General features: G+C 69.1%; 15 protein-coding genes. 8 read left to right on the plus strand and 7 right to left on the minus strand.

The window, feature by feature from the left end; all coding sequences use genetic code 11:
* Positions 1-21: 21 nt before the first annotated feature.
* From gyrB to dnaA, 6 genes are all read right to left on the minus strand, one after another.
* Positions 22-1959: a DNA topoisomerase (ATP-hydrolyzing) subunit B gene (gyrB, locus tag DPM19_RS13185; protein ID WP_233510118.1), complete on the minus strand. Its 1938-nt coding sequence runs from the start codon at positions 1957-1959 to the stop codon at positions 22-24.
* A 359-nt stretch (positions 1960-2318) separates the two neighbouring features.
* Positions 2319-2807 carry a DUF721 domain-containing protein gene (locus DPM19_RS13190; RefSeq protein WP_111866879.1) on the minus strand — a complete coding sequence of 163 codons (489 nt, stop codon included), beginning with the start codon at positions 2805-2807 and terminating at the stop codon, positions 2319-2321.
* The gene (gene recF / locus DPM19_RS13195) at positions 2797-3921 is read right to left on the minus strand and encodes a DNA replication/repair protein RecF (protein ID WP_111867478.1); all 1125 of its coding nucleotides are present in this window, start codon (positions 3919-3921) and stop codon (positions 2797-2799) included. The genes DPM19_RS13190 and recF overlap by 11 nt, the downstream gene beginning before the upstream one ends.
* Before the next feature lie 95 nt (positions 3922-4016).
* Positions 4017-4937, minus strand: a complete 921-nt coding sequence (gene gnd / locus DPM19_RS13200) for a phosphogluconate dehydrogenase (NAD(+)-dependent, decarboxylating) (RefSeq protein WP_111866882.1) — start codon at positions 4935-4937, stop codon at positions 4017-4019.
* A gap of 75 nt (positions 4938-5012) precedes the next feature.
* The gene (gene dnaN, locus DPM19_RS13205; protein WP_111866885.1) at positions 5013-6140 is read right to left on the minus strand and encodes a DNA polymerase III subunit beta; all 1128 of its coding nucleotides are present in this window, start codon (positions 6138-6140) and stop codon (positions 5013-5015) included.
* Between the two features lie 462 nt (positions 6141-6602).
* The gene (gene dnaA, locus DPM19_RS13210; RefSeq protein WP_146778850.1) at positions 6603-8387 is read right to left on the minus strand and encodes a chromosomal replication initiator protein DnaA; all 1785 of its coding nucleotides are present in this window, start codon (positions 8385-8387) and stop codon (positions 6603-6605) included.
* Positions 8388-8891: 504 nt separating this feature from the next.
* Here dnaA and rpmH point away from each other — a divergent pair.
* The 5 genes from rpmH to DPM19_RS13235 all read left to right on the plus strand — a co-directional run bounded on the left by rpmH (position 8892) and on the right by DPM19_RS13235 (position 11303).
* A complete protein-coding gene (rpmH, locus tag DPM19_RS13215; RefSeq protein ID WP_111866888.1) occupies positions 8892-9029 on the plus strand; it encodes a 50S ribosomal protein L34 in 138 nt (45 codons plus the stop codon).
* Positions 9030-9161: 132 nt separating this feature from the next.
* Positions 9162-9518 carry a ribonuclease P protein component gene (gene rnpA / locus DPM19_RS13220; RefSeq protein ID WP_111866891.1) on the plus strand — a complete coding sequence of 119 codons (357 nt, stop codon included), beginning with the start codon at positions 9162-9164 and terminating at the stop codon, positions 9516-9518.
* On the plus strand, positions 9515-9835 hold the full coding sequence (gene yidD, locus DPM19_RS13225; protein WP_407642520.1) for a membrane protein insertion efficiency factor YidD: 321 nt from the start codon (positions 9515-9517) through the stop codon (positions 9833-9835). The genes rnpA and yidD overlap by 4 nt, the downstream gene beginning before the upstream one ends.
* A complete protein-coding gene (gene yidC / locus DPM19_RS13230; RefSeq protein WP_111866894.1) occupies positions 9828-10784 on the plus strand; it encodes a membrane protein insertase YidC in 957 nt (318 codons plus the stop codon). Before yidD ends, yidC begins: the two co-directional genes overlap by 8 nt.
* Positions 10785-10820: 36 nt before the next feature.
* Complete coding sequence (locus DPM19_RS13235; protein WP_111866896.1) at positions 10821-11303, plus strand: Jag family protein; 483 nt, start codon at positions 10821-10823, stop codon at positions 11301-11303.
* Positions 11304-11372: 69 nt separating this feature from the next.
* On the opposite strand, the gene DPM19_RS13240 is transcribed toward DPM19_RS13235, so the two are convergent.
* Positions 11373-11783 carry a DUF6458 family protein gene (locus tag DPM19_RS13240; protein WP_111866899.1) on the minus strand — a complete coding sequence of 137 codons (411 nt, stop codon included), beginning with the start codon at positions 11781-11783 and terminating at the stop codon, positions 11373-11375.
* Between the two features lie 173 nt (positions 11784-11956).
* On the opposite strand from DPM19_RS13240, the gene rsmG reads away from it, so the two are divergent.
* The 3 genes from rsmG to DPM19_RS13255 all read left to right on the plus strand — a co-directional run bounded on the left by rsmG (position 11957) and on the right by DPM19_RS13255 (position 15600).
* A complete protein-coding gene (rsmG, locus tag DPM19_RS13245) occupies positions 11957-12625 on the plus strand; it encodes a 16S rRNA (guanine(527)-N(7))-methyltransferase RsmG (RefSeq protein WP_111867482.1) in 669 nt (222 codons plus the stop codon).
* 356 nt (positions 12626-12981) lie between these two features.
* The gene (locus tag DPM19_RS13250) at positions 12982-13818 is read left to right on the plus strand and encodes a ParA family protein (protein ID WP_146778870.1); all 837 of its coding nucleotides are present in this window, start codon (positions 12982-12984) and stop codon (positions 13816-13818) included.
* An 822-nt stretch (positions 13819-14640) separates the two neighbouring features.
* Positions 14641-15600 carry a ParB/RepB/Spo0J family partition protein gene (locus tag DPM19_RS13255; protein WP_111866904.1) on the plus strand — a complete coding sequence of 320 codons (960 nt, stop codon included), beginning with the start codon at positions 14641-14643 and terminating at the stop codon, positions 15598-15600.
* Positions 15601-16001 lie beyond the last annotated feature (401 nt).

Here is a 16001-nt window from a genome sequence, read left to right on the forward strand (position 1 = left end):
GCGGCTGCTTGCGCACGTCCGCTAGATGTCGAGGAACCGCACGTCCTTGGCGTTGCGCTGGATGAACTCCCGGCGCGGCTCGACCTCCTCGCCCATGAGGACGCTGAACAGCTCGTCGGCCTGGGCGGCGTCGTCGAGGGTGACCTGCAGCAGGACCCGGTTGGCGGGGTCCATGGTGGTGTCCCACAGCTCCTGGGCGTTCATCTCGCCGAGGCCCTTGAACCGCTGGACGCCGTCGCGCGGCCGCGGGTCGCGCTTGCCCGCCGCGATGCCGGCCTCGATCAGCCCGTCGCGCTCGGCGTCGGAGTAGGCGTAGTCGGAGTCCTGGCCGCGCTGGTCCCACTTGATCTTGTAGAGCGGCGGCTGGGACAGGTAGACGTGCCCGGCCTCGATCAGCGGCCGCATGAAGCGGAACAGCAGGGTCAGCAGCAGGGTGTTGATGTGGTGGCCGTCGATGTCGGCGTCCGACATCAAAATGATCTTGTGGTACCGCAGCTTCTCGATGTCGAACTCGTCGTGGACGCCGGTGCCCAGCGCGGTGATGATCGCCTGGACCTCGTTGTTCTTCAGGATCTTGTCGATCCGCGCCTTCTCGACGTTCAGGATCTTGCCGCGGATCGGCAGGATCGCCTGGAAGTGCGGGTCGCGGCCGCCCTTGGCCGAGCCGCCGGCCGAGTCGCCCTCGACGATGTAGAGCTCGGACCGGGCCGGGTCGGTGGACTGGCAGTCCGACAGCTTGCCCGGCAGCGAGGTCGACTCCAGCAGGCTCTTGCGCCGGGTGAGGTCGCGCGCCTGCCGGGCGGCGATACGGGCCCGGGCCGCCTGGCTGGCCTTGGTGACGATCTCCTTGGCCTGGCCGGGGAAGCGCTCCAGCCAGTCGCGCAGGTGCTCGTTGACCACCTTCTGGACGAACGACTTGGCCTCGGTGTTGCCGAGCTTGGTCTTGGTCTGGCCCTCGAACTGGGGGTCGGCCAGCTTGATCGAGATGATCGCGGTGAGGCCCTCGCGGACGTCCTCGCCGGCGAGGTTGTCGTCCTTCTCGCGGAGCAGGCCCTTGTCGCGGGCGTACCGGTTGACGAGGGTCGTCAGCGCCGCGCGGAAGCCCTCCTCGTGGGTGCCGCCCTCGGCCGTGTTGATCGTGTTGGCGAAGGTGTGGACGGACTCGGAGTACGACCCGCTCCACTGCATCGCGATCTCGACGGACATGCCCTCGACCTCGTCGTCGAAGGCGATGATCTCGTCGTGGACGGACTCCTTCTTCGCGTTGAGGTACCGCACGAAGTCGGAGATGCCGCCCTCGTAGCAGTACGTCAGGGAGCGCGACTCGCCGTCGAGATGCTCGGGACGCTCGTCGCTGATCGTGATCGACAGCCCGCGGTTGAGGAAGGCCATCTCCTGCATCCGGCGGCTCAGCGTCTCGAAGTTCCACTCGGTGGTCTCGAAGATGGAGGCGTCCGGCCAGAAGGTGATCTGGGTGCCGGTCTCGTCGGTGGCCTCGTCCTTCGACAGGGGAGCGGTGGGCAGGCTCATCTCGTAGCGCTGCCGCCAGACGTGCCCCTCGACCCGGACCTCGGCCTCCAGCCGGGTCGACAGCGCGTTCACCACCGAGACGCCGACACCGTGCAGGCCGCCGGAGACCGCGTAGGACTTGCCGTCGAACTTGCCGCCCGCGTGCAGGACGGTGAGGACGACCTCGATGGCGGGCCGTTTCTCCACCGGGTGCTCGCCCACGGGGATGCCGCGGCCGTCGTCCTTGACCCGTACGCCACCGTCCGCCAGCAGGGTGACTTCGATGCTGGTCGCGTGACCGGCCAGGGCTTCGTCGACCGAGTTGTCCACAACCTCGTAGACCAGGTGGTGGAGCCCGCGCTCGCCCGTTGAACCGATGTACATGCCTGGACGCTTGCGAACCGCTTCCAGACCTTCGAGGACAGTGATCGAACTAGCGTCGTACGACAACGAGATCCTCCTGCCGGGGACACCGGCCGCCGGCTGTGCCCCGTAACACGTTGAAGGGCGCCTGGCTATACGGCGCCCCATAGCGGCACAGTGTCCTGAACCCGAACTCATTCTACCGGGTCAGACAGTAAAAAGTGGCACTGTCAGGCGCTGTAGTCGCGTGTGCCGGGCGGCCAACCCCTGAGATATGTCCCCCTACAGGGCCCGGGGGCTTCTCTGGCGTACGTGGCCCTCGCAGCGGAACTCGCCAGTAGGCATACGAACGGATGTTCAGCCCTGCGGGCACTGTACGCGTGCCCAATGCACACGCTATCCGCGGGGCCGGACGCACAGCGGGGAAACGGAACGTGACGAACCCATCACCGCACCCGCCAGCCGCCCGTCCGCCGGGGCCCGGAGGCGGGGCCGACCACCTTCACCCGGCGCACGGTGCCGTCGCCGAGCTCCTCGTTCAGCCGGCGGACCAGCGTGGCCGCCAGCAGCCGCAGCTGGGTGGCCCAGGCCGTGGAGTCGGCGGTGATGGTCAGTTCGCCGTCCTCGAACCGCTCCGGCCGGGTGTGCTCGGCCAGGTCCCGCCCGACGATGCCCGCCCAGTTGCCGAACACCCCGCCCATCGCGGCGCGCTGCTCCCAGCCCCGGTCGGCCATCAGGTCGCGGATGGCCGAGCCGAACGCCCTGGGGTCGCCGCCGCGGCCGGTGTCCCGGGGCCGGGCCGGGCGGGCGGTCTTCCGCCTGCCGCCCGCGCCGGGGGCGCCGCCGCGCTTGCGGGCGTCCGCCTTCGCCTGGGCCAGTGCCTCCCGGGCGAGATCGGCGCCGGACTTTTCCACAGGTTGTGGATCATCGGACACGGTGGACCTCCCCCTCGGCCACGTCGTAGGCCGCCCCGGTCAGCGTCTCGGGAACGTCGGCGGGCACCGCCGCGGTCACCAGCACCTGCTCGGCGGGCGCGACCAGCTCGGCCAGCCGGGTACGCCGGCCGGTGTCCAGTTCGGCGAAGACGTCGTCGAGGATCAGCACCGGATCGTCGCCGTCGGCTCTCAGCAGCTCGAACGCGGCCAGCCGCAGCGCCAGCGCGAACGACCACGACTCGCCGTGGCTGGCGTAGCCGCGGGCCGGCAGCTCCCCCAGCCGCAGCAGCAGCTCGTCGCGGTGCGGCCCGACCAGGCTGACGCCGCGCTCCAGTTCGGACTTGCGCGAGCGGGCCAGCCCCTCCTGCAAGGCGGCCGCCAGCAATCCACGGTCTGTGGACAACTCCGGGGCGTCGAGCGAGTTGCGGTACTCCAGATCGGCCACGCCGCCGGGGGCCAGCGCGGTGTACGCCTTCGCCACCAGCGGGGCGAGCGCCGTCACCAGCTCCAGCCGGGCCGCCAGCAGCTCGGCCCCGGTACGGGCCAGGTGCGAGTCCCACACGTCGAGGGTGGCCAGCATCTCGGCGCCCGGCTTCCGGCGGTGCGCGGCGGCCGACTTCAGCAGGGCGTTGCGCTGCTTGAGCACCCGGTCGTAGTCGGACCGGACGCCGGCGAACCGGGGCGCGCGGGCGGTCAGCAGCTCGTCCATGAACCGGCGGCGCTCGCCCGGGTCGCCCTTCACCAGGATCAGGTCCTCCGGCGCGAACAGCACCGTGCGCAGTATCCCCAGCAGTTCGCGGGGCTTGGGGACGGGGGACCGGTTGAGCCGGGCCCGGTTGGCCCGCCCCGGGTTGATCTCCAGTTCGAGCAGCGCCCGGCGCTCGTCCCGCACCACCCCGGCCCGGACGACCGCCCGGGCCGCACCCTGCCTGACCAGCGGCGCGTCGGTGGCCACCCGGTGGCTGCCGTGCGTGGCCACGTAGCCGACGGCCTCGACCAGGTTGGTCTTGCCCTGGCCGTTGGGGCCCACGAACGTGCTGACGCCCGGGTCGAGCGCGATCTCGGCGGACGCGTACGACCGGAAGTCGGCGAGCGAGAGGTGGGCGACGTGCACGGAAACGAGGGTAGGGCAGGCGTCGCCCCGCCATGCGCCGTACTCGTCGTCCACAGGCTTGTGGATAACTGTCCACAAGCCTGTGGACGACCGGATCAGGTCTGGGGAGGAGTCACGTCGGCGCCGGGGGAGTCGGCGCCCTTGGCGGACTCCACCGCGTGCCCGCCGAACTGGTTGCGCAGCGCGGCCACCACCTTCATGGCCGGCGAGTCGTCCTGCCGGGAGGCGAACCGGGCGAACAGCGCCGCGCTGATCGTCGGCATCGGCACCGCGTGGTCGACCGCGGCCTGGACCGTCCACCGGCCCTCGCCGGAGTCCTGGGCGAAGCCGCGGATCTCGGACAGCTCGGGGTCCTCATCGAGCGCCCGCACCATGAGGTCGAGCAGCCACGACCGGATCACCGTGCCCTCCTTCCAGCTACGGAAGGTGTCGGGCACGTTGGTCACGAGGTCGCTGGCCGCGATCAGCTCGTAGCCCTCGCCGAAGGCCTGCATCATGCCGTACTCGATGCCGTTGTGGACCATCTTCACGAAGTGGCCCGCGCCGGCCGCCCCGGCGTGCACGAAGCCGTAGTCGCCCTCGGGCTTGAGCGTCTCGAAGATCGGCATCAGCTGCGCGACGTACTCGTCCGCGCCGCCGACCATCAGGGCGTAGCCGTTCTGCAGCCCCCAGACCCCACCGCTGACCCCGACGTCGACGAAGCCGATGCCCTTGGCCGCCAGCTCCGCGCCGTGCTTCTGGTCCTCCACATAGTGGGAGTTGCCGCCGTCGATCACGATGTCGCCGGGTTCGAGCAGTTCCCCCAGCCTATGGATCGTCTCGCGGGTGGGCCCGCCCGCCGGCACCATCACCCACGCCACCCGGGGGTGCTCCAGCCGCTCGACCAGCTCCTCCAGGGAGTCGACGTCCCGCTTGCCGGGATGCCGTTCGTAGCCGACGACCGTGTGGCCGCCGCGGCGCAGCCGCTCGGCCATGTTGCCGCCCATCCGGCCGAGCCCGATCATCCCCAGGTGCATGGTCGCTCCCTCTGTCGCTGAGTCCCCGTGGATCACGACACTAGTTCCCCCGCAACCGGCGGGAGACTCATCGGATCAACCCGACAGCCGGACCGGCATGATCAGGTAGCGGTAGTTGGGGTCCGCACCCTCCGCCGGCGGCTTGCCGGTGAGCACGGCGGGCTTGGTTGGGGTGGTGAACGACAGCCGCGCGGTGTCGGAGCCGATCGCCGAGAGCCCGTCGAGCAGGAAGCCGGGGTTGAAGGCGATGTCGATGTCGTCGCCCTCCAGCGTGGCCTCCAGCGCCTCCACGGCCTGGGCCTCGTCGCCGGTGCCGGCCTCCAGCACCACCTCGCCCTGGCGGAACGACAGCCGGACGGGGGTGTTCCGCTCGGCCACCAGCGAGACGCGCTTGACGGCCTCGGAGAACGCGGCGGTCTGCACCTCGGCCAGCCCGGCGTACTCGCTGGGCAGCAGGGAGCGGTACTTGACGAAGTCGCCGTCCAGCAGCCGGGAGGTCGTCCGGCGGCCGCCGCCGGAGAACCCGATCATGCCGTCCCCGGAGCCCTTGGTGCCGCCCAGGGCGATGGAGACCTCGGCCCCGGTGGTGAGGGACTTGGCGGTGTCGGCCAGCGTCTTGGCGGGCACCAGGGCCACCGCGGAGAAGTCGGGGCGCTCGGGCTTCCAGTGCATCTCCCGCACGGCCAGCCGGTAGCGGTCGGTGGAGGCCAGGGTGACGGTCTCGCCCTCGATCTCCACCCGGACGCCGGTGAGCATCGGGATGGTGTCGTCACGGCCGGCGGCGATCGCCACCTGGCCGACGGCGGCGGCGAACTCGTCGCTGCCCACGGCCCCGGCGACCGGCGGCAGTTCCGGCAGGGTCGGGTAGTCCTCCACAGGCATGGTGAGGAGTGTGAACTTCGCGCTGCCGCACGACAGCATCACCTTGGCGCCGTCGGTGGTCACGTCCACAGGCTGTGCGGGAAGGGCGCGGCAGATCTCGGCGAGCAGCCGCCCCGAGACCAGCGCGGTGCCCGCCTCGTCGAGGTCGATGTCCGTGGACACCTGGGCCGAGACCTCGTAGTCGAACGCCGACAGCCTGAGGGTGTCGCCGGCCTCGATGTGCATCCCGGCGAGCACCGGAGTGGGCGGGCGGGCCGGGAGGCTGCGGGCGGTCCAGGCCACGGCGTCGGCGAGTGTGTCTCGGTCGATGCGGAACTTCACGGGGATCCGCCTCCTTGTCGCGAACTCGGTGTGGGGTCTTGGGGGCTCGGAGCTCGGAATCCCCAGGCCCTTAGTTGGTTAGAGGATTTTCTTGGGTAGAGAACAAGAGCAGTCATAGTCATAGGGGCCGTGGATAGTGTGGACAACGGCTGTTTTCGCAGGTGAGACCGCGAATTTCTGTCCACCGGCCCTGTGCATGGACGGTGGACGGCGGTGGGCGGCCTGAGGATGACGAGGCTGTCCACACCGGTCGTCCACGGGTTGTCCCCCGGCTATCCACGGGTTGTCCACCGGTTGTCCGCAGCCTTCCGACCTGCTGCACGGTGCCGATGCATGTGCACGAGCCTGTGTCCCCAGGACATCCCCAACTCGTCCACGGGTTGTCCCCAGGTTGTCCACGAGTTGTCCCCTGGCTTTTCCACGCGACTCCACAGCGTTTTCCCCAGCCTGTGAATAACGACTTCAGCGTTTGCGGGCCTGGTGCTTGATACGCCCGGTCAATTCGGTCACCTGGTTGTAGATGGCCCGGCGCTCCGCCATCAGCGAGCGGATCTTGCGCTCGGCGTGCATCACGGTGGTGTGGTCCCGGCCGCCGAACTGCTGGCCGATCTTGGGCAGCGACAGATCGGTCAGCTCCCGGCACAGGTACATCGCGATCTGCCGGGCGGTGACGAGCATCCGCGACCGGGACGGGCCGCACAGATCCTCGATGGTGGTACCGAAGTACTCCACGGTCTGCGCCATGATCATCGCAGCGGTGATCTCGGGGCCGCTGTCGTTGGGGATCAGGTCCTTCAGCACGATCTCGGCCAGCTTCATGTCGACGGACTGCCGGTTGAGGCTGGCGAACGCGGTCACCCGGATCAGGGCGCCCTCGAGCTCGCGGATGTTGGTGGCGATCTGGGAGGCGATGAACTCCAGCACGTCCGGCGGCGCGGCCAGGCCCTCCTGGCGGGCCTTCTTCTGGAGGATCGCGATGCGTGTCTCCAACTCGGGCGGCTGCACGTCGGTCGTCAACCCCCACTCGAACCGGTTGCGCAGCCGATCCTCCAGCGTCACCAGTTCTTTGGGTGGCCGATCACTGGAGATCACGATCTGCTTGCTCGCGTTGTGGAGCGTGTTGAACGTGTGGAAGAACTCCTCCTGCGTCTGTTCCTTCCCCTCCAGGAACTGGATGTCGTCGACCAGGAGGATGTCCATGTCGCGGTAGCGCCGGCGGAACCCGTCGGCCTTGCCGTCCCGGATGGCGTTGATGAAGTCGTTGGTGAACTCCTCGGAGCTCACGTAACGGACCCGGGCGCCGTTGAACAGGCTCTGCGCGTAGTGGCCGATGGCATGGAGCAGGTGCGTCTTGCCCAACCCGGAGTCGCCGTAGATGAACAGCGGGTTGTACGCCTTGGCCGGCTGCTCGGCCACCGCGACCGCGGCGGCGTGCGCGAACCGGTTGGACGAGCCGATGACGAACGTCTCGAACGTGTACTTGGGATTCAGCCGGGCGTGCTCGGACCCCGCGGGCTTGGGCTGCTCGGTCTCGCGCGGCTGCCAGGGCTGGGGTTGCTCGGGCTCGGGCGCGGCCGGCCGCTCCCCCTCGACCGGGGCGCTCGGCGGGAACGGCTCGCGCTCGGGCGGGGCGAACTGGTCGCGGGCGCGCTCGCCGGCATAGGGGTCGCGCGGCGCCGGGGCGAACGCCTCCGGGGCCAGGTGCTGACCGGAGTCGCCGGACCGTCCGCCGCCGCCGAACGTCCGCCCGCTGATGTGCGAGCCGGGGGCCGGCGGGCCGGCGGGCTGCCCGGGGTAGCCGGTGTCGTGGTGGGTGCCGTAGGCCGGGGTGTGATCGGAGTGCAGCCCGTTGTCGTGCCCCGGCTCGGGACCGCCGAAGGGGTAGTGCCGGGGCGGAAATCCACCGGCGGGCGGCGGGTTGGGGACAGGGCTGTGGATAACTCCGTGCGGCGCTGGGTATCCGGGGTGCTGCTCGGGCTCGGGAGGGATCTGCTCGGGCTGCACGGTGACGGCCACCCGGATCTCCCGGCCGAGTTCCCGGGAGAGCGCCTGGGTGATCAGCGCCCGCAGCCGGGTCTCCAGCGCGTCCTTGGCGAACTCGTTCGGGGCGGCGAGCAGGGCGGTGTCCTCGACCAGCGCCAGCGGGCGAACCATCGGCAACCAGGCACGATAGCTGGGCGGAAGCTCACCGTCGGACAGGACGGAAAGGGTGCGCGACCACACGGACGCGAGGTCCGAACCGTCCATCCGCACTACCCCTCCCCAATCTCAGTCACCCAGCGTCCAGGAGATGGACTCCCGCCCCCGGGGGCTCGTCCACTCTCTCACGGCTCATCCACAGAGTTTTCCACAGGCTGTGTACGTCCGTGGCCTGGCTGTGTATAACTTCTCGCGTTCGCTGGAGACCCGAGGAAGGGGCCGGACTCCGAGCCCGAACGAGGCCGATGCCTGTCCGGCGACGCTAGTCCGTGCCCTCCGCTCCTGGCAACACGGGTACCGGCAGCCCCAACCGGTGCCCGCCACGACTCATTCCGCAAGCGTACGGAGCCCGCGGCCAGCCTGTCTCCGTTTGACCGAAGAGACGAGTAACCCGTAACGTTCTACGGTCGAGTCGCATCGACGGAGATGACGCGTGCCCGCAGTGCCGCTTGCGGCGCCGGGCCCCCGCTGCGGGGGACCGTACGCGACCCGCGAGGCGATGCCTTCGACATCTCGACCTCGGTAATCCCGACCGCAGCACTGGAGCCCAGAGTGAGCAAGCGTACTTTCCAGCCGAACAACCGCCGCCGCCACAAGAAGCACGGCTTCCGGCTGCGCATGCGCACCCGCGCCGGGCGCGCCATCCTCGCCGGGCGGCGCCGCAAGGGCCGCGAGCAGATCGCGGTCTGACCGCCTTCTGACACCCACCGCCCGGCCGACACCGTTCCTGCCGCGCGGTGGGTTGTCGTATCTCCTCTCCGCCCCGGGACGCCCCTGTGGACGCCGCGCATCACCGCTCATCACGGACGGAGCCGTCGCATCATGCTGCCGTCCGATAACCGGCTGCGGCGGCGGGCCGACTTCACCCAGGCGGTCCGCCGCGGCCGTCGCGCCGGCCGGCCCACCCTCGTCGGGTACCTCCAGCGCCGCGATCTCGATTCCGAGCCGCTGGCCGGATTCATCGTCGCCCGCACGGTCGGCAATGCCGTCGTGCGCAACCGGGTCCGGCGGCGATTGCGCCACCTGGTCGCGATGCACATCGACCGACTGCCCCGAGGTAGCCTGCTGGTGGTACGCGCCAATCCGGGCGCGGCGACCGCGGGCCATGACGAGCTGGCCGCGGACCTCGAGTCGGCGCTAGAGCGACTGCTGCGGCGGCAGTCCAAGGGGCGGGCATGATGACGAAGCCGGGCCGGGTGACACCTGCTGCCCAGGTGTTCATCCTCGTCGTCCGCGGATACCGCCGCTTCCTCAGCCCGCTCCTCGGCCAACAGTGCCGATTCCAACCGACCTGCAGCGCGTACTCCCTTGAGGCTCTGCAGGAATACGGCGCGCTGCGCGGCGGGTGGCTGACCGTCCGCCGGATCGGCCGGTGCCACCCCTTCCATCCGGGTGGTTTCGATCCGGTACCGCCGCGCGAGAGCGCCCCCTCCTCCCCCGGTCGCGAGCAGCGCGGCCCCGCCCCAGCAGAGCCCAAGGAGCTGCCCGGTGCTTGATTGGCTGTACGAGATCGTCGCTCAGATCATCATGTGGATCCACAGTGGTCTGAGTACCGTCGTCGACGAGAACAGCGGTTGGGCCTGGGGTGGCTCGATCTTTCTGCTCACCGTGTTGATGCGGTTGCTGATCTTCCCCCTCTTCGTCAAACAGATCCATGCGTCGCGGAAGATGCAGGAGCTCAACCCCCAGGTTCAGGCGCTGCGCAAGAAGTACAAGAACGACAAGCAGCGGATGAACCAGGAGGTGATGAAGCTTTACCAGGACGCGGGTGCCAACCCGCTGGCGGGCTGCCTGCCGCTGCTGGTCCAGATGCCCATCTTCATCGGCCTGTTCCAGGTGCTGAACGGGATCTCCAAGGCGGGGCCGAACGAGTCCAAGTACGGCATCCCTGCCGAGCTGATCCAGAGCGCCCAGCACGCCGACATCCTGGGCGCGGTGATCCCCGACACCTTCCTGAACGCCTGGAGCGCCGACCCGCGCAGCATCAGCGCCCTGGTGGTGACGGGCATCGCGGTGATCATCAGCTCGACCACCACCTTCTTCACCATCCGGTCCAGCATGAAGCGCCAGCCGGTCATGGACGAGAACAACCCCATGGTCGCCGCGCAGAAGATGATGGTCGTGATGGCCCCGCTGTTCGGCCTGTTCGGGCTGGGCTTCCCGCTCGGGGTGCTCATGTACTGGGTGACGTCCAACACCTGGTCGCTGGCCCAGCAGAACTACATCTACCGGAAGTACCCGGTGACCACCCCAGGCGAGCAGAACGGCCAGGGCAAGGGGACGGGTAAGACCACCGCGGCCAAGGGGAAGGGCTCCGGTACCAAGACCCTCGACACCAAGGCCAAGGGGAAGAACGAACCTGCTGCCGAACCCAAGGAAAAGGTGGTCAGGCAGCAGCCCGTGCGCAAGTCGCGGAGCAAGCGCAGCGGGTCACCCAAGCGTTAGTGGCCGGTCGCGGCCATAGTTTCCGAAGGAGACCATGTGAGTGACGTGACGACCGAGGTCGACGTCCAGGCGCTCGAGCAGGAAGGCGAGATCGCCGCCGACTACATCGAGGGACTGCTCGACATCGCCGACTACGACGGCGACATCGACATGGACGTCGAGGGCGAGCGCGCGATGGTCGCGGTCGTCGGGGCGTCCCTGGACGAGCTGGTCGGCAAGCGCGGCGAGGTGCTGGAAGCCCTGCAGGAGCTCACCCGGCTGGCGGTGCACCGCCAGACCGGCAACCGCACCCGGTTGATGCTCGACATCGGCGGTTACCGGGAGCGGCGCCGGGCCGAGCTGACCAAGCTCGGCGAGGACATCTCCGCCGAGGTGAAGCAGGAGAGCCGGCCCAAGCCGCTGGCACCGATGACCCCGTTCGAGCGCAAGATCGTGCACGACGCGGTCGCCGGTGCCGGGCTGCGCAGCGAGTCCGAGGGCGAGGAGCCCGACCGGTACGTGGTGGTGTACCCGGTCTGAATCCGAGGACGCTCATCGGTTACGGCCCCGCCTGGTGCGGGGCCGTAACCGTTTGACGGCCCCGCAGGCTCAGGCTTCGGGGTCGCGGCGCACGGCGGCTTCCCGCAGATGCCGTCCGGGCTGCGGGTTCCCGTTGGCGTCGACCGGCTGCGGCGGGTCCTCCGTGGACACCACGGGCTGCTGGGTCTGCTGCGGGGTGCTGGTCGGCTGCTGGGGAGCAGCGGCCGGCTCGGTGTGGACGTGCGGCGGAACGGGCTCGTCGTTCTCCACCACGTACACCGGGTCCTCCTCCACCACCTCGGCGACCTGGCCGCGGCGGCGGGGACGCGTGTACATCATGGTGAACGCGAGGCTGGTCAGGCCCACCAGCATCAGGATCAGGCCGACCATCTGAATGTTGACGCCGCTGAGATCGACGTTGAGGGCGAAGGTGAGGATCGCACCGATGGCGATAAAGGCGAGGCTGACTCCGATTCCCATGTGATCAGAGCCTCCTTCCAGGCAGGTGGGCTCATGTCGGAGCCTGTCTACCCGGTGGTCCGAAAATATACCTGTGGCATGGCGGGGGTCACGCTGAAGGAATCCGCGCTGCCGCGGGGACGCTGCCCTATGAGGGAACGTTTGTGGAACGATGCTTTCGGTGAGGGGTGACAATGCCGGCGCCGACTGAAGCGCGGGAGATTTTCGATGGTGTGCTGGCCACGGCCGAGCAGTACGCCGAGTTCCTTGCGGACGCCGGGGTCCAGCGCGGACTGATCGGGCCGCGTGAGATTGATCGACTCTGGGAGCGGCACCTCATCAACTGCGCCGTGCTGTCGGAGGCGGTTCCCAAGGACGCCCAGGTGGTGGACATCGGGTCGGGCGCGGGGTTGCCGGGGCTGGTGCTCGCGATCATCCGGCCCGATCTGCACATCACCCTGCTGGAACCGCTGCTTCGGCGGACGAAGTTCCTGGACGAGTGCGTGGAGATGCTGGGCCTGAAGAACGTCGAGGTTCGCCGTGCCCGGGCGGAAGAGGTCGCCGGCGAGTTCTCCGTCGATGTGGTGACGGCTCGTGCGGTTGCACCGCTCGATCGGTTGGCCGGATGGGCGCTTCCGTTGCTTCGGCCGGGTGGGGAATTGCTCGCACTCAAGGGTGAGCGGGCTGCCGGTGAGCTTGCGGACGCCGGGCCGGTGCTCAAGCGGTTCGGGGTGCGTAAGGCGGAACTGCTTCAGGTGGGGCAGGGTAAAGTCGATCCGCCGACAACGATTGTTCGTGTGGTCGCCGAACGCGCCGCCCCCCGGAAGAGCAGAGGGTCGAAGCGGCGGAAGGGTTTCAGATGAACGTGGGACCGGGGCTGGGTTGGCCTGACGCCGAAGATCCTCTTAACAACGGTTCGACCGGAGAGAAGCCGGACGAGAACGCGAGCGATCAGTCCGGGCTGGGCTGGCCGGGCGGGGAACCGGTGCCGGACGCGACCGCCACGGGCGGTCGGTCCGCAGGGGCCTCTTCTGGACATGTGGCGTGGGGCGACACATCATCCGGGCCTGCGGAGACGGGATACGTGCCGACGAACGGCGGCGGCACGAAGGTTTCAGCCCCGCACAAGGGATCTGTTCAGGGGGAGTCGGAACTGGTGCGCGAGGCGTTGAAGAAGGCCGCTGTTCCACGTGAAACAACGTCGGCCGGGGCTGCGACCATGACGGGGTTGAAGGTCCGCGGCGGTGCGAGCCGTAAGAGGGAGTGGCCGCGCCCCGCCGAGTGCCGGGTCATGACGATCGCCAATCAGAAGGGCGGCGTCGGCAAGACCACCACCTCGGTCAACCTGGCGGCCTCGCTGGCGATGCACGGCGCCCAGGTTCTGGTGATCGACCTGGACCCGCAAGGCAATGCCTCCACCGCGTTGGGCGTGGAGCACCATGCGGACGTTCCGTCCATCTATGACGTACTGATTGATGACATGCCGCTCGCCGACATCGTGGTCCCGGCGCCTGAACTGCCCAACCTGCACGTCGCTCCGGCCACGCTGCACCTGGCCGGTGCCGAGATCGAACTGGTCTCCAAGGTGGCCCGGGAACTGCGGCTGCGCCGGGCGCTCGACGCTTTCGACAAGTCCCGCTTTGACTACGTGCTCATCGACAGCCCGCCGTCGCTCGGCCTCCTCACCGTCAATGCTCTGGTCGGTGGCAACGAGCTGCTCATCCCGATCCAGTGCGAGTACTACGCGCTGGAGGGGCTGGGACAGCTGCTGAACACGGTGGATCTGGTGAAGTCGCACCTGAACCCCGGGCTGAACGTTTCCACCATCCTGCTCACCATGTACGACGCCCGGACCCGGCTCGCCGCCCAGGTGGCGGACGAGGTGCGGAGCCACTTCGGGGAGATCGTGCTGAGCACGGTGATCCCCCGAAGTGTTCGGGTCTCGGAGGCACCTAGCTACGGGCAGTCGGTCATGACGTACGACCCCGGGTCCAGCGGTGCGCTGGCCTACAACGAAGCCGCCTCGGAGATGGCCCACCGAGGAGCAGCCGAGTAGCTGTGCTACGCCGCCGTCGGGCCGGTACGTGTCACGGGTGAGTCCGACGTCGGTTCCAGCCCAGTAGTGGCCATGCGCTGGCGGCGTGCCGCCGGCACCGGCGGCTCCAGACCGACGACTGGATTCCCGCTCCCTGGCCGGAATGGTGGCGGCACCGCAGGGAGTCGCTGCGGCAGGCTGGCAGAGCGGTCGGGGGCTGTCCCACGACCACAGCCCGTTCTTCTCCGCATCGTCGCCCACGCAGGGCCGAGCGGGCGGGGCGCAGCCCGACTCAGCCAGAGCGGTCATCGCGGGCGCCCGGGAGCCCGGGGCGATGAAAATCCGGGCCAGCAGGTCGGGACTGTCTGTCCCATGCGGCGGCGCGACGCAACTGGCCGCACGCTCGCGCTCGCCGCACCGTCGCCGACGGAGCGCCGGACGGTTGGGACACCGGACGGTTGGGACGCGGGCCGGCAGGTTGAGGCTCTGCTGAGAGCCCTCCGGCCGCCACCACTTTCTTGGCACCCGATGGGCTTGTTTCACGTGAAACGGAGAGCGGGACTCGCTCATGGCACGCTGCCCCCGCCCGGAAGGGATGGCGGGCAACGAGATGATCGTCACGCCACTTGCACAAGAGGGCCGTCTCATTGCCGGAGTGGCCGTACGGTGGTGACCGCTGATGCTTGCACGGCCGAGTCGTCCCGAGGGTGAATTCGGTTGCGGGTGAGGCGCTGTCCGGCAGGTTGTCCACAGCTGGAATGCCGACGGACGAGCAGAGCGTGTGAGTGGTTCGATGGAGCGGCCGGACGAAGTGCGGTGTTGGTCGCTGAACGAGGAGGGGCCGTGAGCCAGCAGAGACGTGGGCTCGGCAAGGGGCTGGGAGCGCTCATCCCCACCGGGCCGCCGCCGGGTGCCGGCAGGCCCGGGCCGATGGGTGGGGACGGCGGGACGCTTGCCGGGCCGGAGATCGAGCCGGTGGCGGGAGCGCATTTCGCCGAGTTGCCGCTGGACTCGATCACGCCCAACCCGCGTCAGCCCCGGCAGCACTTCGACGAGGACGCGCTGGAGGAACTGGCCGAGTCGATCAAAATCGTCGGCCTGCTGCAGCCGGTGGTCGTCCGCCGGGTGGGGGCAGAACATTACGAGCTCATCATGGGCGAGCGCCGGTGGCGGGCGTCCAAGCGCGCGGAGCAGGAGACCATCCCGGCCATCATCCGGGAGACCGGGGATGACGATCTGCTCCGGGACGCGCTGATCGAGAACCTGCACCGGCAGCAGCTCAACCCGCTGGAGGAGGCCGCCGCCTACCAGCAACTGCTGGATGACTTCGGTGCCACCCACGAGCAACTCGCCACGCGGATCGGCCGGTCCCGGCCCCACATCACCAACACTCTCCGGTTGCTGAACCTGCCCCCCGCCGTGCAGCGGCGCTTGGCTGCGGGCGTCATCAGCGCGGGCCACGCCCGAGCGCTGCTGTCCCTCGATGACTTCGAGGCACAGGAGCATCTGGCCGGTCGGATCGTGGCCGAGGGGTTGTCGGTGCGCGCGGTTGAAGAACTCATCGCACTGCGCGAGGTGGACCCGAAGAAGGCGCCCACCGGGCAGGGGCGGAAGCGCCCGGTCGCCCCCGCGCTCAAGAATCTGGCCGACCGGCTCTCCGACCGCTACGAGACCAAGGTCCGGGTCGACCTCGGCCGCAACAAGGGCAAGATCGTGGTGGAGTTCGCCTCGCTGGAGGACCTCGAACGCATCATCAAGACCATGGCGCCCGAAGACCTCACCGCGCTTCCCGACGCCCCCTGACCGAACACCTTCCGAGTGCCCCGTAGCCGCCAGGCCGCGGGGCACTCCGCTTTTCCGCCAGCTACGACCGCTGGAAGCCCCAAACGGCACCGCATTGCCATGTGCACGTTGGCCGGCGCCAGCAGAACGCGCTCGAATCCGCCGGATGGTCAGATCGCAGAGCATCTCGCTCGCTGTGCCAAGCAACAGCACCGAACTGGAGGGCATTCCGCTGACAAGCGGACCGCATCCGCCGGGGGCGGCCTACCTGACGAGGCCACCCGGCATCAGACCCGCACAGGTTCGCCGTGTGCCTGAGGGGAGTTCCGGCGCGATCCGTTCGTAGATCATTTCGATCTGGAGAGAACGGCCAGCGTGCCCAAGGGCGGAACCATGCAACCTCTGCCAGGCGCTGGACTAGT

The organism is Actinomadura craniellae (assembly GCF_003289645.1).
GTDB classification, from domain to species: Bacteria; Actinomycetota; Actinomycetes; order Streptosporangiales; family Streptosporangiaceae; genus Actinomadura_D; species Actinomadura_D craniellae.